The sequence below is a fragment of the Streptomyces sp. NBC_01210 genome (genome assembly GCF_036010325.1).
Taxonomy (GTDB): domain Bacteria; phylum Actinomycetota; class Actinomycetes; order Streptomycetales; family Streptomycetaceae; genus Streptomyces.
The window spans coordinates 6,848,709-6,872,059 of sequence record NZ_CP108549.1 but is presented as its reverse complement, the minus strand read 5'-3'; the positions used below and the strand labels follow the sequence as shown (position 1 = coordinate 6,872,059).

Below are 23,351 nucleotides of genomic sequence, written 5' to 3'. Positions count from 1 at the left end.
CGTCTCATCGCCGACGACCCGAGCGGCCCGGCCTGCACAATGATCGTCATGACGGCGCTGCACACAAACCCTTTGTTCACTCGCCTCGAGTCCGCGGAACGCATTCTGGTCGCGGGCGCGGGCGGCGGATTCGATGTGTACGCCGGGCTTCCGGTGGCACTCTCCCTCCTGCACCAGGGCAAGGACGTACATCTGGCCAATCTGTCGTTCAGCGCGATCGAGGGCCTGCCACTGGACGCGTGGCTCGCCCCGGACGTCGCGGAGATCACTCCCGAATCGGCGCCCCATCAGACGTACTTCCCCGAGCGCACACTCGCCCAATGGCTGGCCCTGCACGGCTACCCCAGTACGGTCCACGCCTTCGCCCGCGTCGGAGTCCAGCCACTGCGCGCCGCCTACCGGGCGCTGATCGAACGGTACGAGATCGATGCCGTCGTCCTCGTGGACGGCGGCACGGACATCCTCATGCGCGGCGACGAGTCAGGGCTGGGCACCCCCGAGGAGGACTTGACCAGCGTCGCGGCGCTCCATGGTCTCGATAGGGTCGACCTGCCCGAGCGTCTGGTGGTTTCCCTCGGCTTCGGTGTCGACGCGTACCACGGGGTGAGCCATGGCCTCGTCCTGGAGAACATCGCCGCGCTCGAAGCGGACGGGGCGTATCTCGGAGCCTTCTCCGTGCCTCGCACCACCCGGGAGGGCGCCCTCTTCATCGACGCTGTGGCCCACGCCCAGGCGCGCACCCCCGACCATCCCAGCATCGTGAACGGTTCCATAGCCGCAGCGGTCCAGGGCGCCTTCGGGAACGTCCAGTTCACCTCCCGCACCCGCGGCAGCGAGCTGTTCATCAATCCTCTGATGTCGATCTGCTTCGCCTTCGAGCTCGACGGCCTGGCCCGCCGCTGCTTGTATCTGGACCGGATCGAGAACACCCATCTGATCCGTCAGGTCAGCAGCGCCATCGAGTCCTTCCGCGAGGAAGTCGTGCGACAGCGACCGCCGCGGCTGATCCCGCACTGAGCGTAAGCAGGACTCCGTGGTGCGGGAGCGTGAGCATGGCAGCATGGTCAACCGACGTAAGTCTCCCGGCGGTTACGGGGTTACGGGGAAGGGGAATCTGGTGAGCAGTCTCAACAAGGGGGTCCGGAAGGCCGAGGTGACACTCAGGTGGGATCCGAGCCCCCTGGGCGAGCCGGCGCACGATCTCGACATCGTCGCCGCGACGTACCGGGCGGATGCCACGCATGGTGAACCGGCGTACGTCGTGCACTTCGACAGCCGATCGCCGGACGGCACCATCATCCTGACCAGGGACAGCAAGACCGGTCAGGGCTTCGGCTCCGACGAGGTCATGACGCTGGAGTTCGACCGGCTGGCGGCCACCTACGGGCGCGTCGTCGTGGGTGTGGTCATCCAGCAGCGGGAGGGACGGAGGGTGTTCGCCGACATAGCGAACACTCTCGTCCGCGTACTCGAGGGGCACACCGAGCTGGGGAAGGACGACTTCGCCGCCGTCTCCGACTCCACCGCCGCGGTCGTCGGGGAGTTCATCCGGAGCGAGGCGGGCGACTGGGAATTCCACCTGGCCGTCCGCGGGTTCGACGCCGACCCGCAGTCCTTCGTCGAGGTCATGGGCAGCAGTACTTACTGAGCTCGCGTTGCAACCCGTAAGGACGCGCGGAGGGGCGGGGAGCAGAGCAGGGGAGCCGACATTGCGTCGGCTCCCCTGCTCGATCAAGTGACGCAACAGATTGAGCAGCCTCGGTCCCGCGGCTGTTCACCGGAGCATTTTCCCGGCCCGAGCGGCGCAAGGGCAGCAGTGACGCTACGGAGGAGCACGCCCGGGTCGGCTCCGGCGCGAGAACGCGGGTTCACGCCGTAGGCGAGCAGTGCCAGCACCTCGGCAGTCGCGCTGGACTGAACCCCGCCTCCAGCAGACGGTCGAACGAGATAAAGCGGTGGCCGAATTCTCGGCCACCGCTTTATCCGTCATTCACTTACGGCCGACGCCGGAGTATCAACTGCAGCCGCTGGTCGAGCCGCAACCCTCGCAGATGTAGCAGGAGCCGGCCCGCTGCATCTTCGTCCCGCACGAGAAGCACAGCGGCGCGTCCGCGCTGATGCCCAGCTGCATCTCGACGAGCTCCGCCGAGGTGTGTGCCTGCTTCGGAGCCGGAACCTCAGCCTTCGGGACGGCGACGGCCTTCAGAGTCTCCTGCTGACGCGGTGCGGACTGGGCCAGGCCCTCGACGTCCATCTCGTCGTCGGAGGGCTCGTACGAACCGGTCTCCAGGTGACGCTGACGCTCCTCGGCCGAGTGGATGCCGAGCGCCGAGCGGGTCTCGAAGGGCAGGAAGTCCAGCGCCAGGCGACGGAAGATGTAGTCGACGATCGACTGCGCCATCCGCACATCCGGGTCGTCCGTCATACCGGCCGGCTCGAAGCGCATGTTGGTGAACTTCGAGACGTACGTCTCGAGCGGGACGCCGTACTGCAGACCGACCGAGACAGCGATGGAGAAGGCGTCCATCATGCCAGCGAGGGTGGAACCCTGCTTCGACATCTTCAGGAAGACCTCGCCGAGACCGTCGTCCGGGTAGGAGTTGGCGGTCATGTAGCCCTCGGCGCCGCCCACCGTGAAGGAGGTGGTGATGCCGGGACGGCCCTTCGGAAGGCGCTTGCGGACCGGGCGGTACTCGACGACCTTCTCGACCGCGGCCCGGATCGTCTCCTCGGCCTTCTCGGTGACCTCGGCCTTCTCCTTCTCCTTGGTCTTGGCGGAGAGGGGCTGGCCGACCTTGCAGTTGTCGCGGTAGATCGCGAGCGCCTTGACGCCCATCTTCCACGCCTCGAAGTAGACCTCTTCGACGTCCTCGACAGTGGCGGTCTCCGGCAGGTTGACCGTCTTGGAGAGCGCGCCGGAGATCCACGGCTGGATGGCCGCCATCATGCGGACATGGCCCATCGCGGAGATGGAGCGCTCGCCCATGGCGCAGTCGAAGACCTCGTAGTGCTCGGTCTTCAGGCCGGGAGCGCCGATCACATTGCCGTGGTCGGCGATGTGGGCGACGATCGCCTCGATCTGCTCCTCCTGGTAGCCCAGGCGGCGCAGCGCCTGCGGGACCGTGCCGTTGACGATCTGCATCGAGCCGCCGCCGACCAGCTTCTTGAACTTGACCAGGGCGAGGTCGGGCTCGAGGCCGGTGGTGTCGCAGGACATCGCGAGACCGATGGTGCCGGTGGGCGCGATGACCGAGGCCTGCGCGTTGCGGAAGCCGTTCTTCGCGCCGAGGCGGATCACGTCCTGCCAGGCCTCCGTGGCGGCGGCCCAGATCGGCGAGTCCAGATCGTCCATGTGAACGGCCGTGGTGTTGGCTTCGGCGTGCTGCTTCATGACCCGCTGATGCGGCTCTGCGTTGCGGGCGTAGCCGTCGTACGGGCCGACGACCGCGGCAAGCTCGGCGGAGCGCTTGTACGAGGTACTCGTCATCAGCGAGGTGATGGCGCCGGCCAGCGCACGGCCGCCGTCGGAGTCGTACGCGTGACCCGTGGCCATCAGCAGGGCGCCGAGGTTGGCGTAGCCGATGCCCAGCTGACGGAAGGCGCGGGTGTTCTCGCCGATCTTCTGCGTCGGGAAGTCCGCGAAGCAGATGGAGATGTCCATCGCGGTGATGACCAGCTCGACGACCTTGGCGAAGCGCTCGACATCGAAGGACTGATTGCCCTTGCCGTCGTCCTTGAGGAACTTCATCAGGTTCAGCGAGGCAAGGTTGCACGAGGTGTTGTCCAGGTGCATGTACTCGCTGCAGGGGTTCGAGCCGTTGATCCGGCCGGACTCCGGGCAGGTGTGCCAGTTGTTGATCGTGTCGTCGTACTGAATGCCGGGGTCGGCGCAGGCCCAGGCGGCCTCGGCCATCTTACGGAAGAGCGACTTGGCGTCGACCTCTTCGATGACATCGCCGGTCATCCGGGCGCGCAGCCCGAACTTGCCGCCGGCCTCGACGGCCTTCATGAACTCGTCGTTCACACGGACCGAGTTGTTGGCGTTCTGGTACTGGACGGACGTGATGTCGTCGCCGCCCAGGTCCATGTCGAAGCCCGCGTCACGCAGGGCGCGGATCTTCTCCTCTTCCTTCACCTTGGTCTCGATGAAGTTCTCGATGTCGGGGTGGTCGACGTCGAGGATGACCATCTTCGCCGCACGGCGGGTGGCGCCGCCCGACTTGATCGTTCCCGCGGACGCGTCCGCGCCACGCATGAAGGAGACCGGGCCGGAGGCGTTGCCGCCGGAGGAGAGCAGCTCCTTGGAGGAGCGGATACGGGAGAGGTTCAGGCCGGCGCCGGAGCCGCCCTTGAAGATCATGCCCTCTTCCTTGTACCAGTCGAGGATCGACTCCATGGAGTCGTCGACGGCCAGGATGAAGCAGGCGGAGACCTGCTGCGGCTGGGGCGTGCCGACGTTGAACCACACCGGCGAGTTGAAGCTGAAGATCTGGTGCAGGAGGGCGTACGCCAGCTCGTGCTCGAAGATCTCGGCGTCGGCGGGCGAGGCGAAGTAGCTGTAGTCCTCGCCGGCCTTCCGATACGTCTTCACGATCCGGTCGATGAGCTGCTTGAGACCGGTCTCGCGCTGCGGGGTGCCGACGGCCCCGCGGAAGTACTTGCTGGTGACGATGTTGACCGCGTTCACCGACCAGAAGTCGGGGAACTCGACGCCACGCTGCTCGAAGTTGACCGAGCCGTCGCGCCAGTTGGTCATGACGACGTCACGGCGCTCCCAGACAACCTCGTCGTACGGATGCACGCCCGGGGTGGTGTGGATTCGCTCGATACGCAGACCCTTGCTCGCCTTCGATCCCTTGGCTCGGGACCCTCGTGCCGGGCCGCTCGTCGTCTCTGTCATGCCGCCTCCCATACATGGGCAAAAACGCCCTGAAGTGCCCAGATCTTCCCGTGGCACATGGTGTGTCTGATGCCTCGAGCGCCGCGCACAGCGCCCGTGACAGGTCTTTTGCCGCTCTGCTGCCGGCCGACGGGATTCTCGCGGGCCCGAGCCGGTCAGCCGGTACTGCTCAGTCGGCGGCGGTGGCGGGCACGGGGACCTCGAGGGTCTCGTCGTTCCCGCATTCCTCTGCGGGAGGCCGCTGCTCGCGGAGTTCCGCTATGGCGGCCTCGAAGTCTTCGAGTGAGTCGAAAGCCCGGTACACGGACGCGAAGCGCAGGTACGCGACGAGGTCGAGTTCCTGCAGGGGGCCGAGGATGGCCAGACCCACGTCATGGGTGGTCAGCTCGGCGCTGCCGGTGGCACGCACCGCTTCCTCGACCCGCTGGCCGAGCTGGGCGAGGGCGTCCTCGGTGACCGGCCGTCCCTGGCACGCCTTGCGCACGCCGGAGATGACCTTGGTACGGCTGAAGGGTTCGGTCACCCCGCTGCGCTTGATCACCATCAGCGAGGCGGTCTCCACCGTCGTGAAGCGGCGGGAGCAGTCGGGGCACTGCCGACGGCGCCGGATCGACGTTCCGTCGTCGGTGGTGCGACTGTCGACGACACGGCTGTCGGGGTGCCTGCAGAAGGGGCAGTGCATGGCTCCCAACCCTCCTTCACAGCACGACTGAATGACCTCGACAGGCAGATCGAAGCCCTCCGAAGCAGCCCCAAGCATAGGCGATGACCACGGTCTTGAAGGACCGGGGACCACAACTTCTGGGCGGCAGACACAATCCAACCACTAGATCTGGGGTTTGGTCGCGCTTTGGCTCTCAGCGCGCGTGTCACACGGCGGGGGCGCAACGGGTGCACTGCCGCAACGCGGTGGGGGGCCGCGGGAAGGCTGCACCAGCGGCGTTCGAGCACCTCGCCGCGGCATCCGGGCGGCGCGGGACCGGCCACGAGAGTACGGGAGACGCGCGGCTCCGCGGATTCCTGACCCCCGGGTGCCAGACTGGAATCACCCCGCCTCACCGCGCCGCGGCGGTGAAGGTTAGCGTAGTGGCCCGAAATGCCTCGCGGACAGATCGTTCGCACATACACCCAGCCAGACGCTCACGGCAGGCAATCTGCGATTTTTCACTCGAACGTGTGTTTGGCGCAACCTTTCGAAACCAACTACCGTTGTCCAGCTAGGGAGACCATTCGAGAGGGGCCGACGTGACCACCACCGCAGACAGTGCCACCATCACTGCCCAGGACCGCTCCCAGAACCGATTCGAGCCGGTGCATGCCATGAATGACGCAGCCACGACCCCGGAGGGTCCCAAGCCCACGCGTTCGCTGCCCGGCCGACCTCCAGGGATCCGGGCAGACAGCTCCGGCCTCACGGATCGGCAGCGGCGCGTCATCGAGGTGATCCGGGACTCCGTGCAGCGGCGCGGATACCCACCGTCGATGCGCGAGATCGGTCAGGCGGTAGGCCTGTCCAGCACCTCATCCGTCGCACATCAACTGATGGCGCTGGAGCGCAAGGGCTTCCTGCGCAGGGACCCGCACCGGCCCAGGGCGTACGAGGTACGCGGCTCCGACCAGCCCAGCACCCAGCCGACGGACACGACGGGCAAGCCCGCCGCGTCGTACGTGCCACTCGTCGGCCGAATCGCGGCAGGCGGCCCGATCCTTGCGGAGGAATCCGTCGAGGACGTCTTCCCGCTCCCACGCCAGCTGGTCGGGGACGGCGAGCTGTTCGTACTGAAGGTCGTCGGCGACTCGATGATCGAGGCCGCGATCTGTGACGGGGACTGGGTGACGGTGCGACGCCAGCCCGTCGCGGAGAACGGGGACATCGTGGCCGCAATGCTGGACGGCGAGGCCACCGTCAAGCGGTTCAAGCGGGAGAGCGGCCATGTGTGGCTGCTCCCGCACAACGCTGCGTACCAGCCCATCCCCGGTGACGAGGCGACGATCCTCGGCAAGGTGGTGGCGGTGCTGCGGCGGGTGTGACAGACCCGCCGGCTCTGACCGGGCCCCGGGACCCACTGCGCCGGTCCCGGGGCCCTGCTGTGTCTGAGTGCGGCTGAGTGCGGTTCACCAAGTGCGGTTCAGGCGGTTCAGTGCGTGCCATTCAGTAGGGGAACTACTTGCCGTCCGCCTTGGCGGCGGCATCGATCGTGGCCAGCGAGCGACGTACCTGGTTACGGTCCGTGGTGTACCAGAAGTCGGGCAGTGAGGCGCGCAGATAGCTGCCGTAGCGGGCGTTGGCGAGCCGCGGATCGAGTACGGCGACGACGCCCCGATCACCCGTGGCACGGACGAGACGGCCCGCTCCCTGAGCCATCAGCAAGGCAGCATGCGTCGCTGCGACGGCCATGAATCCATTGCCGCCGCCCTCCTCCACCGCCTTCTGGCGGGCGCTCATCAGCGGATCGTCGGGGCGCGGGAACGGGATCCGGTCCATCACCACCAGCTGGCAGCTGGCCCCGGGCACATCGACGCCCTGCCAGAGGGAGAGCGTGCCGAACAGACAGGTCTCCGGGTCAGCGGCGAAGGTCTTGATCAGTTCGCCGAGGGTCTCTTCGCCCTGGAGGAGGATCGGCTTGTCGAATCTGCCGCGCAGCTCTTCGGCCGCCGCCTGGGCGGCCCGCATGGAGGAGAAAAGGCCGAGCGTACGGCCGCCGGCCGCCTCCACCAGATCGGCGAGCTCGTCCATCATGTCGCCCCGGGAGCCTTCGCGGCCGGGCGTCGCCAGATGGCGGGCGACGTAGAGGATGCCCTGCTTGGGATAGTCGAAGGGCGAGCCGACGTCGAGACCCTTCCACTGCGGGACGTCCTCGCCTTCGGTGCCTTCCGGGGCGAGGCCGAGCGAGGCACCGACCCCGTTGAAGTCACCGCCGAGCTTGAGCGTGGCAGAGGTCAGCACCACCGATCGTTCGGCGAAGAGCTTCTCGCGCAGCAGCCCGGAGACGGAGAGCGGAGCCACCCGCAAAGACGCGCCGAATCGGTCGTGGCGCTCGTACCAGATGACGTCGTACTCGGAGCCCTGGGTAATGCGCTCGGCGACGTCATGGATGTTCTCGACGGCCGCGAGGGCCTGTTTGCGTACGGCGTCCTCGTCCTGGACGGACTTGTCGCGGGTGGAGCCGAGGGCGGAGATGACCGTACGGGCCGCGTCGCGCAGCGCCATCAGTGCGTACCCGAGATCCTCGGGGAGCTCCTCGAGACGACCCGGGAGCGCGAGCTCCATCAGCCGCTCGAAGGTCTCGGCAGCAGTCTGGAGAGAGTCCGCGGCCTTCTCGTTCACCAGCTTCGCCGCGCGGCGCACGGCCCGGTTCACCTGGCCGGGGGTGAGCTCGCCGGTGGCGACGCCGGTGACCCGGGATACCAGCTCATGGGCCTCGTCCACGATCAGCACCTCGTGCTGAGGGAGCACCGGGGCGCCCTCGATCGCGTCGATCGCCAGCAGTGCGTGGTTGGTGACGACGACATCGGCGAGCTTGGCGCGCTCGCGGGCCGCCTCCGCGAAGCACTCGGCGCCGTAGGCGCACTTCGTCGCGCCGAGGCACTCCCGGGAGGAGACGGAGACCTGCGCCCAGGCCCGGTCGGAGACTCCGGGGGTGAGGTCGTCGCGGTCTCCTGTCTCGGTCTCGTCGGCCCAGTCACGCATCCGCAGCAGGTCCTGGCCGAGCTTGCTGGTGGGCGCGGCGGCTTCGAACTGATCGAAGAGGCCGTCCTCCTCTTCCTGCGGAACGCCTTCGTGGAGGCGGTGCAGACAGAGGTAGTTGGAACGCCCCTTGAGCATCGCGAACTCGGGCCGCCGACGCAGCAGCGGGTGCAGCGCGTCGACCGTACGCGGAAGATCACGCTCCACGAGCTGGCGCTGCAGGGCCAGAGTGGCCGTGGCCACCACGACGCGCTCGCCGTGCGCCAGGGCGGGCACCAGATAGCCGAGGGACTTTCCGGTGCCTGTGCCGGCCTGGACGAGGAGGTGCGCATTGTCGTCGACAGCTTCGGCGACGGCCTCGGCCATGGTGACCTGGCCTGGCCGTTCCACGCCGCCGACGGCGGTGACGGCGGCGTGCAGGAGCTCGGGGAGGGATGGCTTCGTCATAGCCCGACCACCCTACGGGGCACCACTGACAACGCGGTCACGCGGCGGTTCATCGAGAGAGGCCCAGAGGGTTGGGTACGGTGCCGTGGACGGCGGCGTGGGGCCGGTCGGGACGGTCACGGTAGCCGTCGAGATGGAGCCGGTTCCGGTTGAGGCAGAGGCGCTCGATACGGGGCGTGAGCAGGTCGAACATCTCGTAACGATCCTTGAGCCCCGGAAAACGGGCCTGGTGCCGCAGGATTTCCGCCCGTACGAGCGCGAAGAACTCCTCTTCCGGTACGCCCAGCTGCTCTTCGCAGAGCGGGGCGAGGAAGCGGAAGACACCCACGAAGAGCCCGGAGTGGATGAACTGAGTGAGAAAGGACGGGTCCTCGGTGAGCAGGATCTCGCGTACGTCGTCGGGCATCGAGTCGTGTTCGGGCAGCGGCCGGGCGCTGACATTCACATCGTCGACGAAGTCCTTGATCGCGAGACGGACCGGGACGTCCTGTGAGTCGTAGACGACGATCGCGTTCTCCCCGTGCGGGGAGAAGACGGTGCCGTAGCGGTAGAGGAAGTGCAGCAGCGGCGGCAGCAGCGCGGAGAAGAGACGTTGAAGCCAGACGGTGGGGTCGAGCCCGGAACGTCCGACCAGCTCGGCGGTGAAAGCGCGGCCCTGCGGGTCGGTGTGAAGGAGCGATGCGAGGGTGCGGGCCCGCTCGCCAGGGGCGAGGCGGGGCTGGAGCGGCTCGCGCCAGATCGCGCCGAGGAGTTCCTTGTACTGGTACGGCACCTCCGCGAGGTGGTCGTAGAGGGGGTGCTCGACGGTGACCGAGGCGACTTCGCCGAGGAGGATCACACCGCACTCGTCGCGCAGGAAACGGTCGGCGTCGCGCAGTCCGTGCACCCAAGAGGTGACGGCGGGGGCTGCGAGGGTGCGTTCGGTCGGGAGTCCGCGCCAGACGAGGGTGTTGAGGATCGACAGCGGCAGCTTGACGGTGTGCCGGTCGGCGCGGTCCAGGTTCGCGAACGTACGGATGGACTGCTGCGGCAGCCGCAGGTCGCCGTCGGTGGGCAGCGGAACGATTTCGCCCCGGGCGATGGCCGGCGCGAAGAGGGGCAGGAGCACCTCGTCCCACTGCCAGGGGTGTACGGGGAGGAAGAGGTACATGTCGGGGTCGAGGCCCCTGGCGCGCAGGGTGGCCGTGAAGGACTCACGTACGGGAGGGTCGAGTTCACGGACGTACAGATCCTCGGGGGCACCGAGTCCGGGGACACCGCGGTAGGCGGCGAGGTTGGAGCTGACCGCGATCCACGGGAGCCGGGCAGGTCTGCGGGCCTCGGGCGACCAGAGGGCGGTGTCGGTGGCGGAGAAACCGATGCGGCCCTTGTTGAGGACGAGCCACGGGTGACCGGTCTGGTGGCCCTCGAGTTCGGCATAGCCGAGATCGGCCAGCTCGGCCGAGGTCAGCGCTGTGTGGTCGAGCCTGGTGTCGGAGGCGAGGGTGGTGGACAGCTCGCGGAGGAGATGGCCGAGGGTGGCTCCGTCGAGGGCGAGGAGCCGTCGGGCCCGGGCGAGGAAGGCAAGCGGGTCGGTGAAGCGCCGGCCCTGGTGCTCGATGGAGTGCGGATCGACGCGCCAGCTTCCGTATGCCCCGCGCCGGGCGCGGAAGGACAGGCTGCATGCGTCGTCCAGCGCGAGTGTGTAGTGGTCACCCGCGCCGGGGACCGGCTCGATGATCTCTTCATAGGCGAACTCACCGAGCATCTTGGCGAGGAGGCGGCCGGCCGCCCGGTCCCAGCCCTGCGGGTTCAGCCCGGGCGGGGTGAACGGGACCGCGGTCGGCTCCGCGGAGTCATGGGTGGCAGGGGACTTCAGCACGGGGACTCCTCGAGTGGAACCGATGCGGGTCGAGCGGTGTAAGTAAGGCAGCGGGTCGTTCACAGCAGGTTGCGAAGGGCGCGGTCGCGGACCATGAGGGCAGCTCGCTTGTCAGGGAGGTCGACTTCGGCGGAGAAGCGGAAGCCGGCGCTCAGGAATGCGGATACGGAGGGGGTGTTGCGCAGGTCTGGTTCCGCGATGACTCGTGCACAGCGGGGTCGATTGTCGAGAGCGAGTTCGGCGACGGCTCTGAGGAGAGTGGAGCCGACACCGCGGCCGCGGTCGGCGACACCGCCGATGAGGAGGTGGATTCCGGTGTCATGAGGACGGGCCGGGTAGTGCCGCGCCAGTGGGTCCAGGTCGGCGCGGTAGATCTCGAAGTAGCTCATGGGGGTGCCGCTGAGCACGCCGAGACAGGGGACGCTGCGCCCGTCGCCGTCGAGCTGGGCACGCAGATGGCCGGCGGTGACCGACTCGGGTCCCGCCAGCTCCCAGAACGCGGCGACGGCAGGGTCGTTCATCCAGCGACTGATCAGCGCCAGATCGCGTTCGATCCGGACGGGGACGAGCTGGAAGGGCCCGAGCGGGGTGGTGGCCGGCCCCCAGCAGGCAGGGGTGTCCAGCAGATGGCCGGCGCCGTCGTCCGTGCGCTGAGGTGCGAAGGCCAGCTCGTCCTCCCGGAACAGCGCGAAGAGCTCCTCGGGAAGCTGTAGGTCCAAGGTGTCCTCCACCCCTCCGCCGAGCTGAGGTGCCGGCCCGGCTCCGGTGTCGGTGCTCGCATCGGTGGGAGGCACGGTGGCGCTCTCCTCTCGCAGTTCGGTCGGGTTGGGTTCCCTCAAGGACGAAGGGGGTTGGTGATGGTGACGTAGACGGACTGGGTGTCGACGGGACCGACGAGTTCGTCGAGGCCGCGCAGCCGCGTGAGCAGATTGGCCTTGGACCGCAGGATGGGCGCATCGAGAAGCTGAGCGGGCAACGGCGACCCCATGCCTGCATTCGCGGTGAGAAACAGCCGGAAAGCGGCGATGAGTACGCGCTCGTCGGCGAGGCGTTGAGCTCCGAAGGCGCCGATCAGTCCGAGGACGTTGTTGATGCCGAGGTAGTAGGCGAAGCGCTCGTCGGTGACGTCGTCGGAGACGAAGGTGTCGCTGACGGTGCCGATGCCGGGAAGGCGGCGCTCGAGTGCGGCACGGTGGGACTCGCGGAAGTAGTAGCCCTGGTTGTCTCGGTAGCGGCCGCCGACGGGCCAGCCCTCAGGGTCGAGGATGACGAGCGTGTTCTGCTGGTGGGCCTCGAGAGCGATGCCGGCGGTGGCGTCCAGCCAGAGCACCGGGCGTACGACGTGATCGAGGTAGCGCAGGAACCACTCGGCGGCGACCGCGCCGGTGGGCCGGCCGGTGCGCGTGGCGAGCCGTTCCAGCGTGTCGGAGAGGCGCGAGTGCATTCCGGGGCGGGACGGCCAGGGGCGAGGTGCGGTCAGTCCCGCGATACAGACGGCGTCGTCGCCGAGGCCAAAGGGATTGTGGCGCAGCATGACGTCGAGGCCGGGCACGGCTTCGCCGTCGGCGGTGTCGACCGCGAGCCACGCGGGGTCCCGCACGATGTCGAAGCCGGGGTGGGCGGCCTGCCACTGCTCGGCGAGGCCGGTGCGGAGCAGCCGGTGCACCTCGACGCCGCGGTGGAGTTCCTTGCGGAGATTCTCACGACGGGAGTTGGTGATGCGTACGCCGAGCGAGAGCTTGAGCATGGCCGGGGCGCCGGGACGGTGCACCGTGCGGACCGAGGAGGTGGGGTGCCAGGGTTCTCCATAGGGACCGAGGTCGTGCAGGAGACCAGCGTCGAGGAGAGCTGCGACGGCGGGGCGGTGCTTCAGCTCGCGGGCCTGCCAGGGGTGCAGCGGCAAGGGAACGGTGTGGTCGGGGAGTTGGAGGTCACCGCAGAGGCGGGCGGTGAGGTGCTCGGCCGACAGGGTGCGGCCGTGTTCGGTCCATGCCGATTCAGTGGCCAGGACGGAGCGGTCGACGGCCATCCAGTGCAGCGGAAAGGAGCCGTACAACTCCGGTGAGTAGAGCCGGGCTTCGGCCTCGGAGAATCCTTCGCGGCTCTTGGGTGTCGGGTGCAGCGGGTGGCCCAGCACAAGGGACTGCTCGGCGGTGAGGAAGAGATCCGCCTCGGGCGCGGGAGCGGGGTGGGCGCGGCGGTCGGTGATGAAGTCGGTGGTGCGCCGCACCGAGTCGGCGACGCGGCCCACCAGATCGGCTCCTTCGCTCTGACCCGCCTCCCGGCCGAGGAGTGCGGCGACAGTGACGGCATCGACGCCCGGCGCGTCGCACGGACCGCCCTCCAGGGCGGGCAGGCCGAAGCGGTGCCAGCCGGTGACCGACCAGTACCGCACCGGGACGAGCAGCGCGGTGCCACTGGCGTGCAGCGGGATGCGAAGGGTGGCGCCGTCCGGCTTCGCTAGGTCGTTCTCCCGTACCCAGCAGCGAAGGAGATTCTCGACGGCGGCCGCGTCCGCAGCTCGCTGCGGGTCCGGATGGTCGAGGGGCTCTGCGGCTCGGGCGCCGGAGGACGCGCCGACCGTGGGCGTGTGCTGTTCGCCCAGAACACCCGTCTGTTGGCGGGGCACCGCCGCCGCCTCGACCATGAGGGGGCCACACATTCCGCCCTGTCCTTGGTGGTGGGCGGTGGGACGGCCGTCGGCCTCGGGCACATCGGGCGCGGGGGTGGGGTTCACGGAGGGCTTCCTTGTGATTTGTCCGGGTCAGTGCAACTGCCCGTTGTCGGTGCGGTGTCTCATGGAGCGTTCGGCATCGGCCAGGGCGTCGGCAAAGCGGTCGAGGACGGCCACGGCCTGTTCGTCGGTGAGGGTGAGAGGAGGAAGTAGCCGTACGACACCGGAGTGGCGTCCGCCGAGTTCGACGATGAGCCCGCGGTTCAGGCACTCCTGCTGGACAGCGGCGGCGAGTGCCGGGGCGGTCGGCGGGACCAGGGCGTCGGGGGCGGCGGCGTCCGGGTCGACGAGCTCGACGCCGATCATGAGGCCCCGGCCGCGTACGTCCCCGATGCAGGGGTGGGCCGCGGCCAGTCCCTGCAGCCGGCCCAGCATGCGCGCCCCGAGGGTCGCGGCGCGGTCGGCGAGCCGGTTCTCGCGCACGAAGGCGAGGGTGGCCGCGCCCGCCGCCATGGCCAGTTGGTTGCCGCGGAAGGTGCCGGCGTGGGCACCGGGCTGCCAGGCATCGAGTTCGGACCGGTAGACGATGACAGCCAGCGGAAGGGAGCCGCCGATTGCCTTGGAGAGCACCATCACATCGGGCACGACACCGCTGTGTTCGACCGCCCAGAAGGCACCGGTGCGACCGACGCCCGTCTGCACCTCGTCGGCGATCAGCGGAATCGAGCGGGCGGCGGTGATCTCCCGCATCCTGCGCATCCAGGCATCGGGGGCCGGGATCACTCCACCCTCACCCTGCACCGGTTCCAGGATCATCCCGGCCGGCGTGGACACTCCGCCCTTGGAGTCGTCGAGGAGGTTCTCGGTCCAGCGGGCCCCGAGTTCGGCACCGCGTTCGCCGCCGATCCCGAAGGGGCATCGGTAGTTCTGCGGGAAGGGCAGCCGGGTCACGCGTACGTCGGTGGCGCCACCCGAGGCGTCGAGCGCGCCGGCCGTCATCCCGTGGTATGCGCCGGTGAAAGCAAGGAGGCCGCTTCGGCCGGTCGCCGTGCGGACGAGTTTGAGGGCGGCTTCGACCGCGTCGGTGCCGGCAGGCCCGCAGAACTGGACCCGTGCGTCGTCGGCGAACTGCGGTGGCAGCGTGGCGAACAGCTCGGTGGTGAACGCGTCCTTGACCGGGGTGGCGAGGTCGAGGACATGCAGCGGCGCTCCCGAGTCGATCACTTTCCTGATCGCTTCGAGAACCACAGGATGGTTGTGCCCGAGCGCCAAAGTCCCCGCCCCGGAAAGGCAGTCGAGATAGCGCCGCCCGTCCGCTCCCTCGATCGTCAGTCCCCGGGCCCGTACGGGAACGATGGGCAGCGAGCGTGCATACGTACGGGCCGCAGATTCGCGGAGCGACTGCCGACGCAGAATCCCCTCGTGCGCGGCAGGCAGCGCCACCGGAGCAGGTTCGGTCACGGCCACGGCTGTTGGTCCTCCAGCTGTAACAGTTGCGTTGCACATCGGTACAGCGTTCGTAGGCCGCCCACCCACGCTGAACGCTGGCCTTGTGCCCCCCGTACGTACCCAACGACGCCGGGAGCCGGGGATTACGGGCATTCGGAAGATCCTTGCGGTGACGGAACCGCGGACCTGCTGCGCACCGTCCACATCGGCACCGGCATAGTGGGGGCCGCAGCCGGGCCAGGCTCCACGCACGGCCGCCGGCAGCAACGCTTTGTGAAGTTCCGACAGTTCAGAGTTATGAAGTCCCAGGGAGATCACGACATGCGACCCATTCGCCCGACGCTGGCAGCGGCCTCCATAGCCGCTGTACTCGCGCTGGCTGCCACCGCCTGCGGTCCGAGCGAGGACAACGCGGGCGAGAAGCCGAGCACGCCCGCCAGCCAGCCCACCGACGGCAAAATCACCATCCCGGACGATCTCAAGGACCGGCTCAAGGAGCGCGGGATCGACCTGGACAAGTGGAAGAACGGCGAGTGGAAGAACTGGGACAAGGGCAAGTGGCTCCGTGAGGCCAAGGACTTCGTCAACCCGATCATCGAGGGACTCTGGGACCCGGACCGGATGCGCGATGCCGACAAGCCGCCGGAGAAGCCCGTCGACAACGACATCTCGGGCGACAAAGGTGTCACCGACCCCACGCCCGCCCCGGTCAACGCGCAGGCCGTGAAGGCTTCGTACCACTCCAACGCCGCCGAGGCCGGCAAGGTCTTCTTCGACGGCCCGGAGGGTTCGATGGTCTGCTCCGCGACCGTCGTCAAGGACCCGGCCCACCCCGGCAAGTCCAACATGGTGTGGACCGCGGGCCACTGTGTGCACGCCGGAAAGAGCGGCGGCTGGTACCGCAACATCGCCTTCGTGCCGTCGTACAACAACAGCGCCAAGCCCACCGCCACGCTGGAGAAGGCTCCCAAGGAGCAGATCGCTCCGTACGGCGTCTGGTGGGGCGACTGGGCCCAGACCTCCGAGCAGTGGATCTCCCAGGGCGCCGCGACCGGCGGCCAGGGCGCTCCGTTCGACTTCGCGGTGATCCACGTCACGCCCGAGAAGGGCGGTACGGGCAAGTCGCTTGAGGAGACGGTCGGTTCGGCGCTTCCGGTCGACTTCAACGCCCCGGCTGCGCCGAAGATCGACAACATGACCGCCAAGGGCTACCCCGCGGCGCCGCCGTACGACGGCCAGAAGCTCTTCCAGTGCTCCGACAAGCCGGGCCGGCTGTCCGTCAAGGCCAACGAGCCGACGATGTACCGCATCGGCTGCACCATGACCGGCGGTTCCTCCGGCGGTGGCTGGGTGGCCAACGGCCAGGACGGCAAGCCCGCCCTGGTGTCGAACACCTCCATCGGCCCGGTGGCGGCCGGCTGGCTGGCGGGTCCCCGCCTGGGTGACGAGGCCAAGGGCGTCTACAACTCGGTCAGCAAGAAGTTCGCGGGCCAGTAAGCAGTCCACACAAGGGCAGGGGCCGATGGCTCCTGCCCTTTCTGGTGGAGACTCCGTGCAGGTGGGGCCCGTCTCAACTGTGCGGCTCCGCACCGGGGATAGAGTGGTGCCCAAGCAGGGGCGGCCCCGGAAGGCCGCCCTTTCGCGTGACACGCTCATGGCAATTCACGCGCACGGCAGCAGCACCACCACGCCGTCAGCTGATGCACGACACATTCATGGCACCTAGACACATAGGCACATTTCCAAAAGCACTTCAGGGGGAATCGTTTCCATGCGATCCATACGTCCGCTGCTGGCTGCCACGGGCATTGCCGCAGCCCTCGCGCTGACGGCCACCGCATGTGGTCCGGGCGAGGACAAGGCGGCCGACAAGCCCGCCGCTTCCAGCCCCGCCGCCGACAAGGGTGGCGCGGATCTTCCCGCAGACCTGGCTGACAAGCTCAAGGAGCACGGTGTCGACCTGGACAAGTGGAAGAACGGCGAGTGGAAGAACTGGGAGAAGGACAAGTGGCTGCGTGAGGCCAAGGACTTCGTCAACCCGGTGATCGAGGGGCTGTGGAAGCCCAAGCGGATGACGACGGCCAAGGCGCCGGCGAAGACGCTCGCAGCCGGCGACATCTCCGGTGACCAGGGCGTCACCGACCCGGAGCCGCGCCCGGTCCAGGCCCAGGCGGAGAAGAAGCCGTACCACGAGAACGCGGCCCCGGTCGGCAAGGTCTTCTTCGATTCGCCCGAGGGCACGATGGTCTGCTCCGCCACCGTCGTCAAGGACCCGAAGAACCCGGGCAAGTCCAACCTGGTGTGGACCGCGGGCCACTGCGTCCACGCGGGTCAGGCGGGCGGCTGGTACCGCAACATCGCCTTCGTGCCGTCCTACAACGACCTGGGCAAGTCCCCGGCCGCGCTGGAGAATGCGCAGCCGCAGGAGATCGCACCGTACGGCGTCTACTGGGCCGACTGGGTCTCGACCTCGGGCGAGTGGATCTCCCAGGGCGGCCCGACCGGCGGTACGGGTGCTCCGTACGACTACGCCGTGCTGCATGTGAAGCCGGAGAAGGGCACCAAGTCGCTGGAGGAGACGGTGGGCAACGCCCTCGACGTCAACTTCGACGCGCCCGAGGCCAAGAGCATCAGCGCGATGGGCGCCTGGGGGTACCCGGCCGCCCCGCCGTACAACGGCGCGATCATGCACAAGTGCATCGACCGTCCGGGCCGTCTCTCGGTCGCTCCCGGTACGCCGACGATGTGGCGCATCGGCTGCACCATGACCGGCGGTTCCTCCGGCGGTGGCTGGTTCGCCAACCAGCCGAACGGCAAGCCCGCCCTGGTCTCCAACACCTCCATCGGCCCGGTCACTTCGGGCTGGCTGGCGGGTCCCCGCCTGGGCGCCGGAGCCAAGCAGATCTACACCGCGATGAGTGACAAGTTCGCGGGGCAGTAGGACTGCCGGCTGCTGGACACACACCAAGCCGGAAGGCCCGTCCCCTCTCGATGAGGGGGCGGGCCTTCCGGCTTGTTCGGTTCAGTACGCGATCAGCGAGTCGCCGGCACATACGGCGCCAGCGCCGCAGCCAGCTCCTCATGCACCCGCGCCTTGAGCAGCGTGCCCTCCGTGGTGTGTTCCTCGGAGAGAACCTCGCCCTCGGCATGCATCCGCGAGACGAGCCCGCCCTGGGTGTACGGCACGAGGACCTCGATCTCGACCTCGGGCCGCGGCAGTTCGACGTCGATCAGCGCGAGCAGCTCGTCGATACCCCTGCCGGTCCTCGCCGACACCGCGATCGCGTGCCGCTCGATACGCAGCAGCCGCTGCAGTACGAGGGGATCGGCCGCATCCGCCTTGTTGATCACCACGATCTCGGGCACGTCCGTCGCGCCCACATCCCGGATCACCTCGCGCACGGCCGCCAGCTGCTCCTCCGGTGCCGGGTGCGATCCGTCCACCACATGCAGGATCAGATCGGAGTCCCCGACCTCCTCCATGGTGGAGCGGAAGGCCTCGACGAGGTGGTGCGGCAGATGCCGTACGAACCCGACGGTGTCGGCCAGGGTGTAGAGCCTGCCGCTCGGCGTTTCGGCCCGGCGGACGGTCGGGTCCAGGGTGGCGAACAGTGCGTTCTCCACCAGGACGCCGGCGCCCGTGAGGCGGTTGAGCAGAGACGACTTGCCTGCGTTGGTATAGCCGGCGATAGCGACCGAGGGCACCTTGTTGCGCCGGCGCTCCTGCCGCTTGATCTCTCGGCCCGTCTTCATCTCCGCGATCTCCCGGCGCATCTTCGCCATCTTCTCGCGGATCCGGCGCCGGTCCGTCTCGATCTTGGTCTCACCGGGACCACGGGTGGCCATGCCGCCACCGCTGCCGCCACCCATCTGCCGGGACAGCGACTGCCCCCAGCCGCGCAGCCTCGGCAGCATGTACTGCATCTGTGCCAGCGCGACCTGCGCCTTGCCCTCTCGGGACTTGGCGTGCTGGGCGAAGATGTCGAGGATCAGGGCGGTGCGGTCGACCACCTTGACCTTGACGACGTCTTCGAGGTGAATCAGCTGGCCGGGGCTGAGCTCACCGTCGCAGACGACGGTGTCGGCGCCGGTTTCGAGCACGATGTCGCGCAGCTCCTGCGCCTTGCCCGAGCCGATGTAGGTGGCCGGGTCAGGCTTGTCACGGCGCTGAATGACGCCGTCGAGCACCAGCGCGCCCGCCGTCTCGGCGAGCGCCGCCAGCTCCGCGAGGGAATTCTCCGAGTCCTGGACCGTCCCCGTGGTCCAAACGCCGACCAGCACCACACGCTCAAGGCGCAGCTGCCGGTACTCGACCTCGGTGACGTCCTCGAGCTCCGTGGAGAGACCCGCCACACGCCGCAGCGCGGCGCGCTCGGAGCGGTCGAACTGATCGCCGTCCCGCTCTCCGTCGATCTCGTGGCTCCAGGCGACGTCCTCTTCCATCAGGGCATCAGCCCGAAGGCTCTCGGTGCGCGTGTCCGCGAAGCTCTGCTCGTTCTGGGAAGGGGATGAAGAGGAGGTCATTGGATCCTTACGTCGATGGGAGTCGATGGAAAAAGTGCCGGAGAGAATTCCGGTACGTCAGTCACAACGCGTAATGGCCCCGGATGATTCCCCAAGAGGTTCCGGCCCCGGCCGCGTCGTCGACCTGTTGATGGTCCCACGGGCCTGCCGGGGCCGTCACCCCAGTTTCAGCGGGCTGCGGCGGCTGGGCCGGCCGTGCTGCGCCAGTCCGTGTGCCCCGGCATCGGCGGCGTCCGCTTCCCGTACAGCCATTCCCGGAAGAACGCCGACAGGTCACGGCCCGCGATCCCCGACGCCAGTGCCGCGAAGTCGGCGGTGGTCGCCGTCCGGTCCCGGTGCCCGCTCACCCAGGCCCGCTCCAGCTGCCCGAAGGCGTCCTTCCCGATCGTCTGCCGCAGCGCGTACAGGACCAGTGCGCTGCCGCCGTACACCACGGGACGGAAGATGCTGATCTTCTCCCCCGGTTTCGGCGGCTTGGGCGCGGCCGGCGGCCCGCCGTCCGCACGCCAGCGGTCGGACTGCCTGTACGCCTCGCGCATCCGCAGGTCCAGGGACTTCTGCGTCTTCTCGTCGGCGTACAGCGCCTCGTACCAGGTGGCGTGCCCCTCGTTCAGCCACAGATCTGACCAGGTGCGGGGCGAGACACTGTTGCCGAACCACTGGTGGGCCAGCTCATGCACCATGATCGAGTCGACGTACCACTCGGGGAAGGTGCCCTGGGTGAAGAGCGAGCGCTCGAAGAGCGAGAGCGTCTGCGTCTCCAGCTCGTATCCGGTGTTGGCTTCGGCGATCAGCACTCCGTACGACTCGAAGGGATAGCGGCCGACCTGCCGCTCCATCCACTTCAGGTGTTCCGGCGTCTTCTTCAGCCAGGGTTCCAGCCTCGTGCGATCGGCGGTCGGCACGACATCGCGTACGGGCAGGGCGTGCGGTCCCTGGCGGCGGACGACGGTCGAGCGGCCGATCGACACCTGGGCCAGCTCGGTGGCCATGGGATGCACGGTCCGGTACGCCCACGTGGTGGTGGACCCTGTCCGTACCTTTGCCGTCCGCTCTCCGTTGGCCACCGCGGTGAGCTCGCTGGGCGCGGTGATCCGGAAGGTGAAGTACGCCTTGTCGGCAGGGTGGTCATTGGACGGGAAGACCCGGTGGGCGGCGTCGGCCTGGTTCGCCATCGCGAGCCCGTCGGCGGTACGCACCCAGCCTCCGGCGTCCGCGGGTCCCCTCGGGTCGCTGGTGTGCGTGACGGTGATCCGCAGCGGTGATCCTTCCTCGACCGCGTCCGTCGGGGTGACCACCAGGTCCTCTCCGGCATTCGCGAACTCGGCGGACTCGCCGTTCACTTCGACCGCGCTGACGGTGCCGTGCGTGAAGTCGAGATTGATGCGGTCCAGGCGCCGAGTCACCAGTGCGTCGATCTTTGTGACGGCGTCCAGCGGCTTGGCGTTGCTGCCGCGATAGGTGAAGGCGATGTCGTAGGCGAGGACGTCATAGCCGGGGTTGCCCAGCTGCGGAAAGAGCGGATCACCGATGCCGAGCGGTGCGGGCGGAGGCAGGGCCGCGGCGACGAGGGTGGCCGATGCGGCGGCCAGCAGAGTGGCACGCAGGCGGCGCCGAGAGGTGTGCAGCATGCACTACGGCTATCAGCGCGCCCGGCGCGGACCGTGGCGGCGCGCGTCGCACCACCCGAACGAGATCAGGCGGTGGCCGCCGGATGCTGGGTGCGGCTCACGTCGTACACCCCCGGCACATCACGCATGGCGCGCATCAGGGCGGGAAGCCCGGCAGCGTCGGGGAGTTGAAGGGTGTACGTGTGCCGTACGCGCTGTTCGCTGGGCGGCTCGACGGTGGCCGAGACGATGGCCGCGCCCTCGGTGGCGATGACCTCGGTGAGATCGGCCAGCAGGCGCGGGCGGCCGAAGGACTCAGCGATCAGAGTGACCCGGCATTCGGCGGCATCGCCCCAGCTCACCGCGATGGGCTCGCGGTCCAGGGCTCTCATGCGGGCCACGGCCGGACACTTCTCGCGGTGGACGGTCACGGCGCCGCCGCGTACCGCGAACCCGGTGACGGCGTCCGGCGGTACGGGCGTACAGCAGCCGGCGAGACGTACCGTCGCGTCCGGCAGATCGACGACGGCGTTCGCGGCCGCCGGCCGGTCGGCGGTGACGGGGGCGGGCCGGCGGATGGCGGTGGCGGGGACCTTCGTCCCCTCCGGATTCGCCTCGAGCCAGGCGGTGATGGCGATGCGCGCGGCGGGTGTGCGGGCATGGTCGAGCCAGTCGGGCGAAGGTCCGGATGCGGCGTCCTGGGCGAGGAGCAGATGCACTGTGTCGCCGTCGCTCAGCACCGTACTGAGCGTCGCCAGACGGCCGTTGACGCGTGCGCCGATACAGGCGTGCGCCTCTTCTCCGTACTGCGCGTACGCGGCGTCCACACAGCTCGCGCCGACCGGCAGTCCGAGCATGCCGCCGTCGGCGCGGAAGACGGTGATCTCCCGGTCCTGTGCCAGATCCGCACGCAGGGAGGACCAGAAAGTGTCGGGGTCGGGGGTGGACTGCTGCCACTCCAGGAGGCGGGAGAGCCAGCCGGGCCGGGTGGGGTCCGCGCGTTCGCCGTCGGCCGGTTCTGCCCCTTCGACGGGTTCCAGGGGTACGTACGGATTGCCGAGTGCGATCACTCCGGCCTCGGCGACCTTGTGCATCTGGTGTGTACGGATGAGGACTTCGGCGACCGCTCCTTCCGGTCCCGCGACAGCGGTGTGCAGCGACTGGTACAGGTTGAACTTGGGGGCGGCGATGAAGTCCTTGAACTCGGAGATCACCGGGGTGAAGCAGGTGTGCAGCTCACCCAGGACTCCGTAGCAGTCGGCGTCCTCGCCGACGAGCACCAGCAGCCGGCCGAAGTCCGTGCCGCGCATCTCGCCACGCTTGCGCCGCGCCCGGTGGACGGAGACGAAGTGCCGTGGCCTGACGAGGACTTCGGCGGCGATGTCGGCGTCCCGCAGCACCGTCTTGAAGTCCTCCGCGGTGGCGGCGAGCGCATCACCCGCGCCGGTGTTCTCGGCGATGAGGGCGCGGGTGCGTTCGTACTCCTCCGGGTGGAGGATCGCGAAGACCAGGTCCTCCAGCTCGGTTTTGAGCGCCTGTACGCCGAGCCGTTCGGCGAGGGGGATGAGGACGTCGCGGGTGACCTTGGCGATACGAGCCTGTTTCTCGGGGCGCATGACGCCGAGCGTGCGCATGTTGTGCAGCCGGTCGGCGAGTTTGATCGACATCACGCGGACGTCGTTGCCGGTGGCGACGAGCATCTTGCGGAAGGTCTCCGGCTCGGCGGCGGCGCCGTAGTCGACCTTCTCCAGTTTGGTGACGCCGTCGACGAGATAGCAGACCTCGGCGCCGAACTCCTTACGCACCTGATCGAGAGTCACCTCGGTGTCCTCGACGGTGTCGTGGAGGAGCGAGGCGGTCAACGTCGTGGTCTCGGCGCCCAGTTCGGCGAGGATCAGCGTCACGGCGAGCGGATGCGTGATGTACGGCTCGCCGCTCTTGCGGAACTGTCCGCGGTGGGAGGACTCGGCCAGGACGTACGCCTTGCGCAGGATGGCGAGGTCGGCGTCAGGATGGTGTGCGCGGTGCGCGTCGGCGACATGGCCGATCGCGTCGGGCAGCCGGTCCCGGGCGGCAGGCCCGAGGAGCGCGGCGCGGCCCAGCCTGCGGAGGTCGATCCTGGGACGGCCGCGCCTGCGGCTGTGGGCACCAGGGTTGGTGGCCTCTGCACTCATGGGGCACCTCCGGCAGCTTCGACC

The 23,351-nt window shown here is 68.6% G+C and carries 15 protein-coding genes; 5 read left to right on the top strand and 10 right to left on the bottom strand.

Annotation, left to right across the window (positions count from 1 at the left end):
• The first annotated feature begins 48 nt into the window (after positions 1–48).
• Both OG735_RS31325 and OG735_RS31320 read left to right on the top strand, forming a co-directional pair.
• On the top strand, positions 49–1,017 hold the full coding sequence (locus OG735_RS31325) for a DUF1152 domain-containing protein (RefSeq protein WP_327326485.1): 969 nt from the start codon (positions 49–51) through the stop codon (positions 1,015–1,017).
• 100 nt (positions 1,018–1,117) lie between these two features.
• The gene (locus OG735_RS31320) at positions 1,118–1,648 is read left to right on the top strand and encodes a TerD family protein (protein ID WP_327326484.1); all 531 of its coding nucleotides are present in this window, start codon (positions 1,118–1,120) and stop codon (positions 1,646–1,648) included.
• A 366-nt stretch (positions 1,649–2,014) separates the two neighbouring features.
• Here OG735_RS31320 and OG735_RS31315 read toward each other — a convergent pair whose 3' ends face one another.
• Positions 2,015–4,900 (bottom strand): vitamin B12-dependent ribonucleotide reductase, encoded by a 2,886-nt coding sequence (locus OG735_RS31315; protein ID WP_327326483.1) that lies wholly within the window; start codon positions 4,898–4,900, stop codon positions 2,015–2,017.
• Positions 4,901–5,069: 169 nt separating this feature from the next.
• Positions 5,070–5,582, bottom strand: coding sequence for a transcriptional regulator NrdR (nrdR, locus tag OG735_RS31310; protein ID WP_327326482.1), 513 nt, complete (start codon positions 5,580–5,582; stop codon positions 5,070–5,072).
• 563 nt (positions 5,583–6,145) lie between these two features.
• Here nrdR and lexA point away from each other — a divergent pair.
• Positions 6,146–6,931 (top strand): transcriptional repressor LexA, encoded by a 786-nt coding sequence (gene lexA / locus OG735_RS31305; protein ID WP_326653047.1) that lies wholly within the window; start codon positions 6,146–6,148, stop codon positions 6,929–6,931.
• A 133-nt stretch (positions 6,932–7,064) separates the two neighbouring features.
• On the opposite strand, the gene OG735_RS31300 is transcribed toward lexA, so the two are convergent.
• Genes OG735_RS31300 through OG735_RS31280 form a run of 5 tightly spaced genes read right to left on the bottom strand, consistent with a single transcriptional unit; the run spans position 7,065 to position 15,037 of the window.
• Complete coding sequence (locus OG735_RS31300) at positions 7,065–9,035, bottom strand: ATP-dependent DNA helicase (RefSeq protein ID WP_327326481.1); 1,971 nt, start codon at positions 9,033–9,035, stop codon at positions 7,065–7,067.
• Between the two features lie 49 nt (positions 9,036–9,084).
• Entirely contained in the window at positions 9,085–10,896 is a 1,812-nt protein-coding gene (locus OG735_RS31295; protein WP_327326480.1) for an IucA/IucC family protein, read from the bottom strand.
• A gap of 59 nt (positions 10,897–10,955) precedes the next feature.
• Complete coding sequence (locus tag OG735_RS31290) at positions 10,956–11,690, bottom strand: GNAT family N-acetyltransferase (RefSeq protein WP_327326479.1); 735 nt, start codon at positions 11,688–11,690, stop codon at positions 10,956–10,958.
• Positions 11,691–11,731: 41 nt separating this feature from the next.
• Complete coding sequence (locus OG735_RS31285; protein WP_327326478.1) at positions 11,732–13,633, bottom strand: IucA/IucC family protein; 1,902 nt, start codon at positions 13,631–13,633, stop codon at positions 11,732–11,734.
• Positions 13,634–13,660: 27 nt separating this feature from the next.
• The gene (locus OG735_RS31280; RefSeq protein ID WP_327326477.1) at positions 13,661–15,037 is read right to left on the bottom strand and encodes a diaminobutyrate--2-oxoglutarate transaminase family protein; all 1,377 of its coding nucleotides are present in this window, start codon (positions 15,035–15,037) and stop codon (positions 13,661–13,663) included.
• Between the two features lie 303 nt (positions 15,038–15,340).
• Between OG735_RS31280 and OG735_RS31275 the strand changes: the two genes are divergently transcribed.
• Together OG735_RS31275 and OG735_RS31270 are read left to right on the top strand one after the other, a co-directional pair.
• Positions 15,341–16,516 carry a trypsin-like serine peptidase gene (locus tag OG735_RS31275; protein WP_327326476.1) on the top strand — a complete coding sequence of 392 codons (1,176 nt, stop codon included), beginning with the start codon at positions 15,341–15,343 and terminating at the stop codon, positions 16,514–16,516.
• Positions 16,517–16,790: 274 nt separating this feature from the next.
• Positions 16,791–17,960, top strand: coding sequence for a trypsin-like serine peptidase (locus tag OG735_RS31270; RefSeq protein WP_327326475.1), 1,170 nt, complete (start codon positions 16,791–16,793; stop codon positions 17,958–17,960).
• A gap of 92 nt (positions 17,961–18,052) precedes the next feature.
• Here the strand turns inward: OG735_RS31270 and hflX are convergent, their stop codons facing one another.
• The 3 genes from hflX to OG735_RS31255 form a co-directional block, all read right to left on the bottom strand.
• Entirely contained in the window at positions 18,053–19,543 is a 1,491-nt protein-coding gene (gene hflX, locus OG735_RS31265; protein WP_327326474.1) for a GTPase HflX, read from the bottom strand.
• Positions 19,544–19,710: 167 nt separating this feature from the next.
• Entirely contained in the window at positions 19,711–21,174 is a 1,464-nt protein-coding gene (locus tag OG735_RS31260; protein WP_327326473.1) for a M1 family metallopeptidase, read from the bottom strand.
• A 65-nt stretch (positions 21,175–21,239) separates the two neighbouring features.
• Positions 21,240–23,327 (bottom strand): RelA/SpoT family protein, encoded by a 2,088-nt coding sequence (locus tag OG735_RS31255; protein WP_327326472.1) that lies wholly within the window; start codon positions 23,325–23,327, stop codon positions 21,240–21,242.
• Positions 23,328–23,351 lie beyond the last annotated feature (24 nt).

Bases quoted from the DNA above. Each gene is read 5' to 3' on its own strand.
- OG735_RS31270 (WP_327326475.1), top strand. From the start codon at position 16,791: ATGCGATCCATACGTCCGCTGCTGGCTGCCACGGGCATTGCCGCAGCC.
- OG735_RS31325 (WP_327326485.1), top strand. From the start codon at position 49: ATGACGGCGCTGCACACAAACCCTTTGTTCACTCGCCTCGAGTCCGCG.
- OG735_RS31315 (WP_327326483.1), bottom strand. From the start codon at position 4,900: ATGACAGAGACGACGAGCGGCCCGGCACGAGGGTCCCGAGCCAAGGGA.
- OG735_RS31255 (WP_327326472.1), bottom strand. From the start codon at position 23,327: ATGAGTGCAGAGGCCACCAACCCTGGTGCCCACAGCCGCAGGCGCGGC.
- nrdR (WP_327326482.1), bottom strand. From the start codon at position 5,582: ATGCACTGCCCCTTCTGCAGGCACCCCGACAGCCGTGTCGTCGACAGT.
- OG735_RS31260 (WP_327326473.1), bottom strand. From the start codon at position 21,174: ATGCTGCACACCTCTCGGCGCCGCCTGCGTGCCACTCTGCTGGCCGCC.
- OG735_RS31300 (WP_327326481.1), bottom strand. From the start codon at position 9,035: ATGACGAAGCCATCCCTCCCCGAGCTCCTGCACGCCGCCGTCACCGCC.
- OG735_RS31275 (WP_327326476.1), top strand. From the start codon at position 15,341: ATGCGACCCATTCGCCCGACGCTGGCAGCGGCCTCCATAGCCGCTGTA.
- hflX (WP_327326474.1), bottom strand. From the start codon at position 19,543: ATGACCTCCTCTTCATCCCCTTCCCAGAACGAGCAGAGCTTCGCGGAC.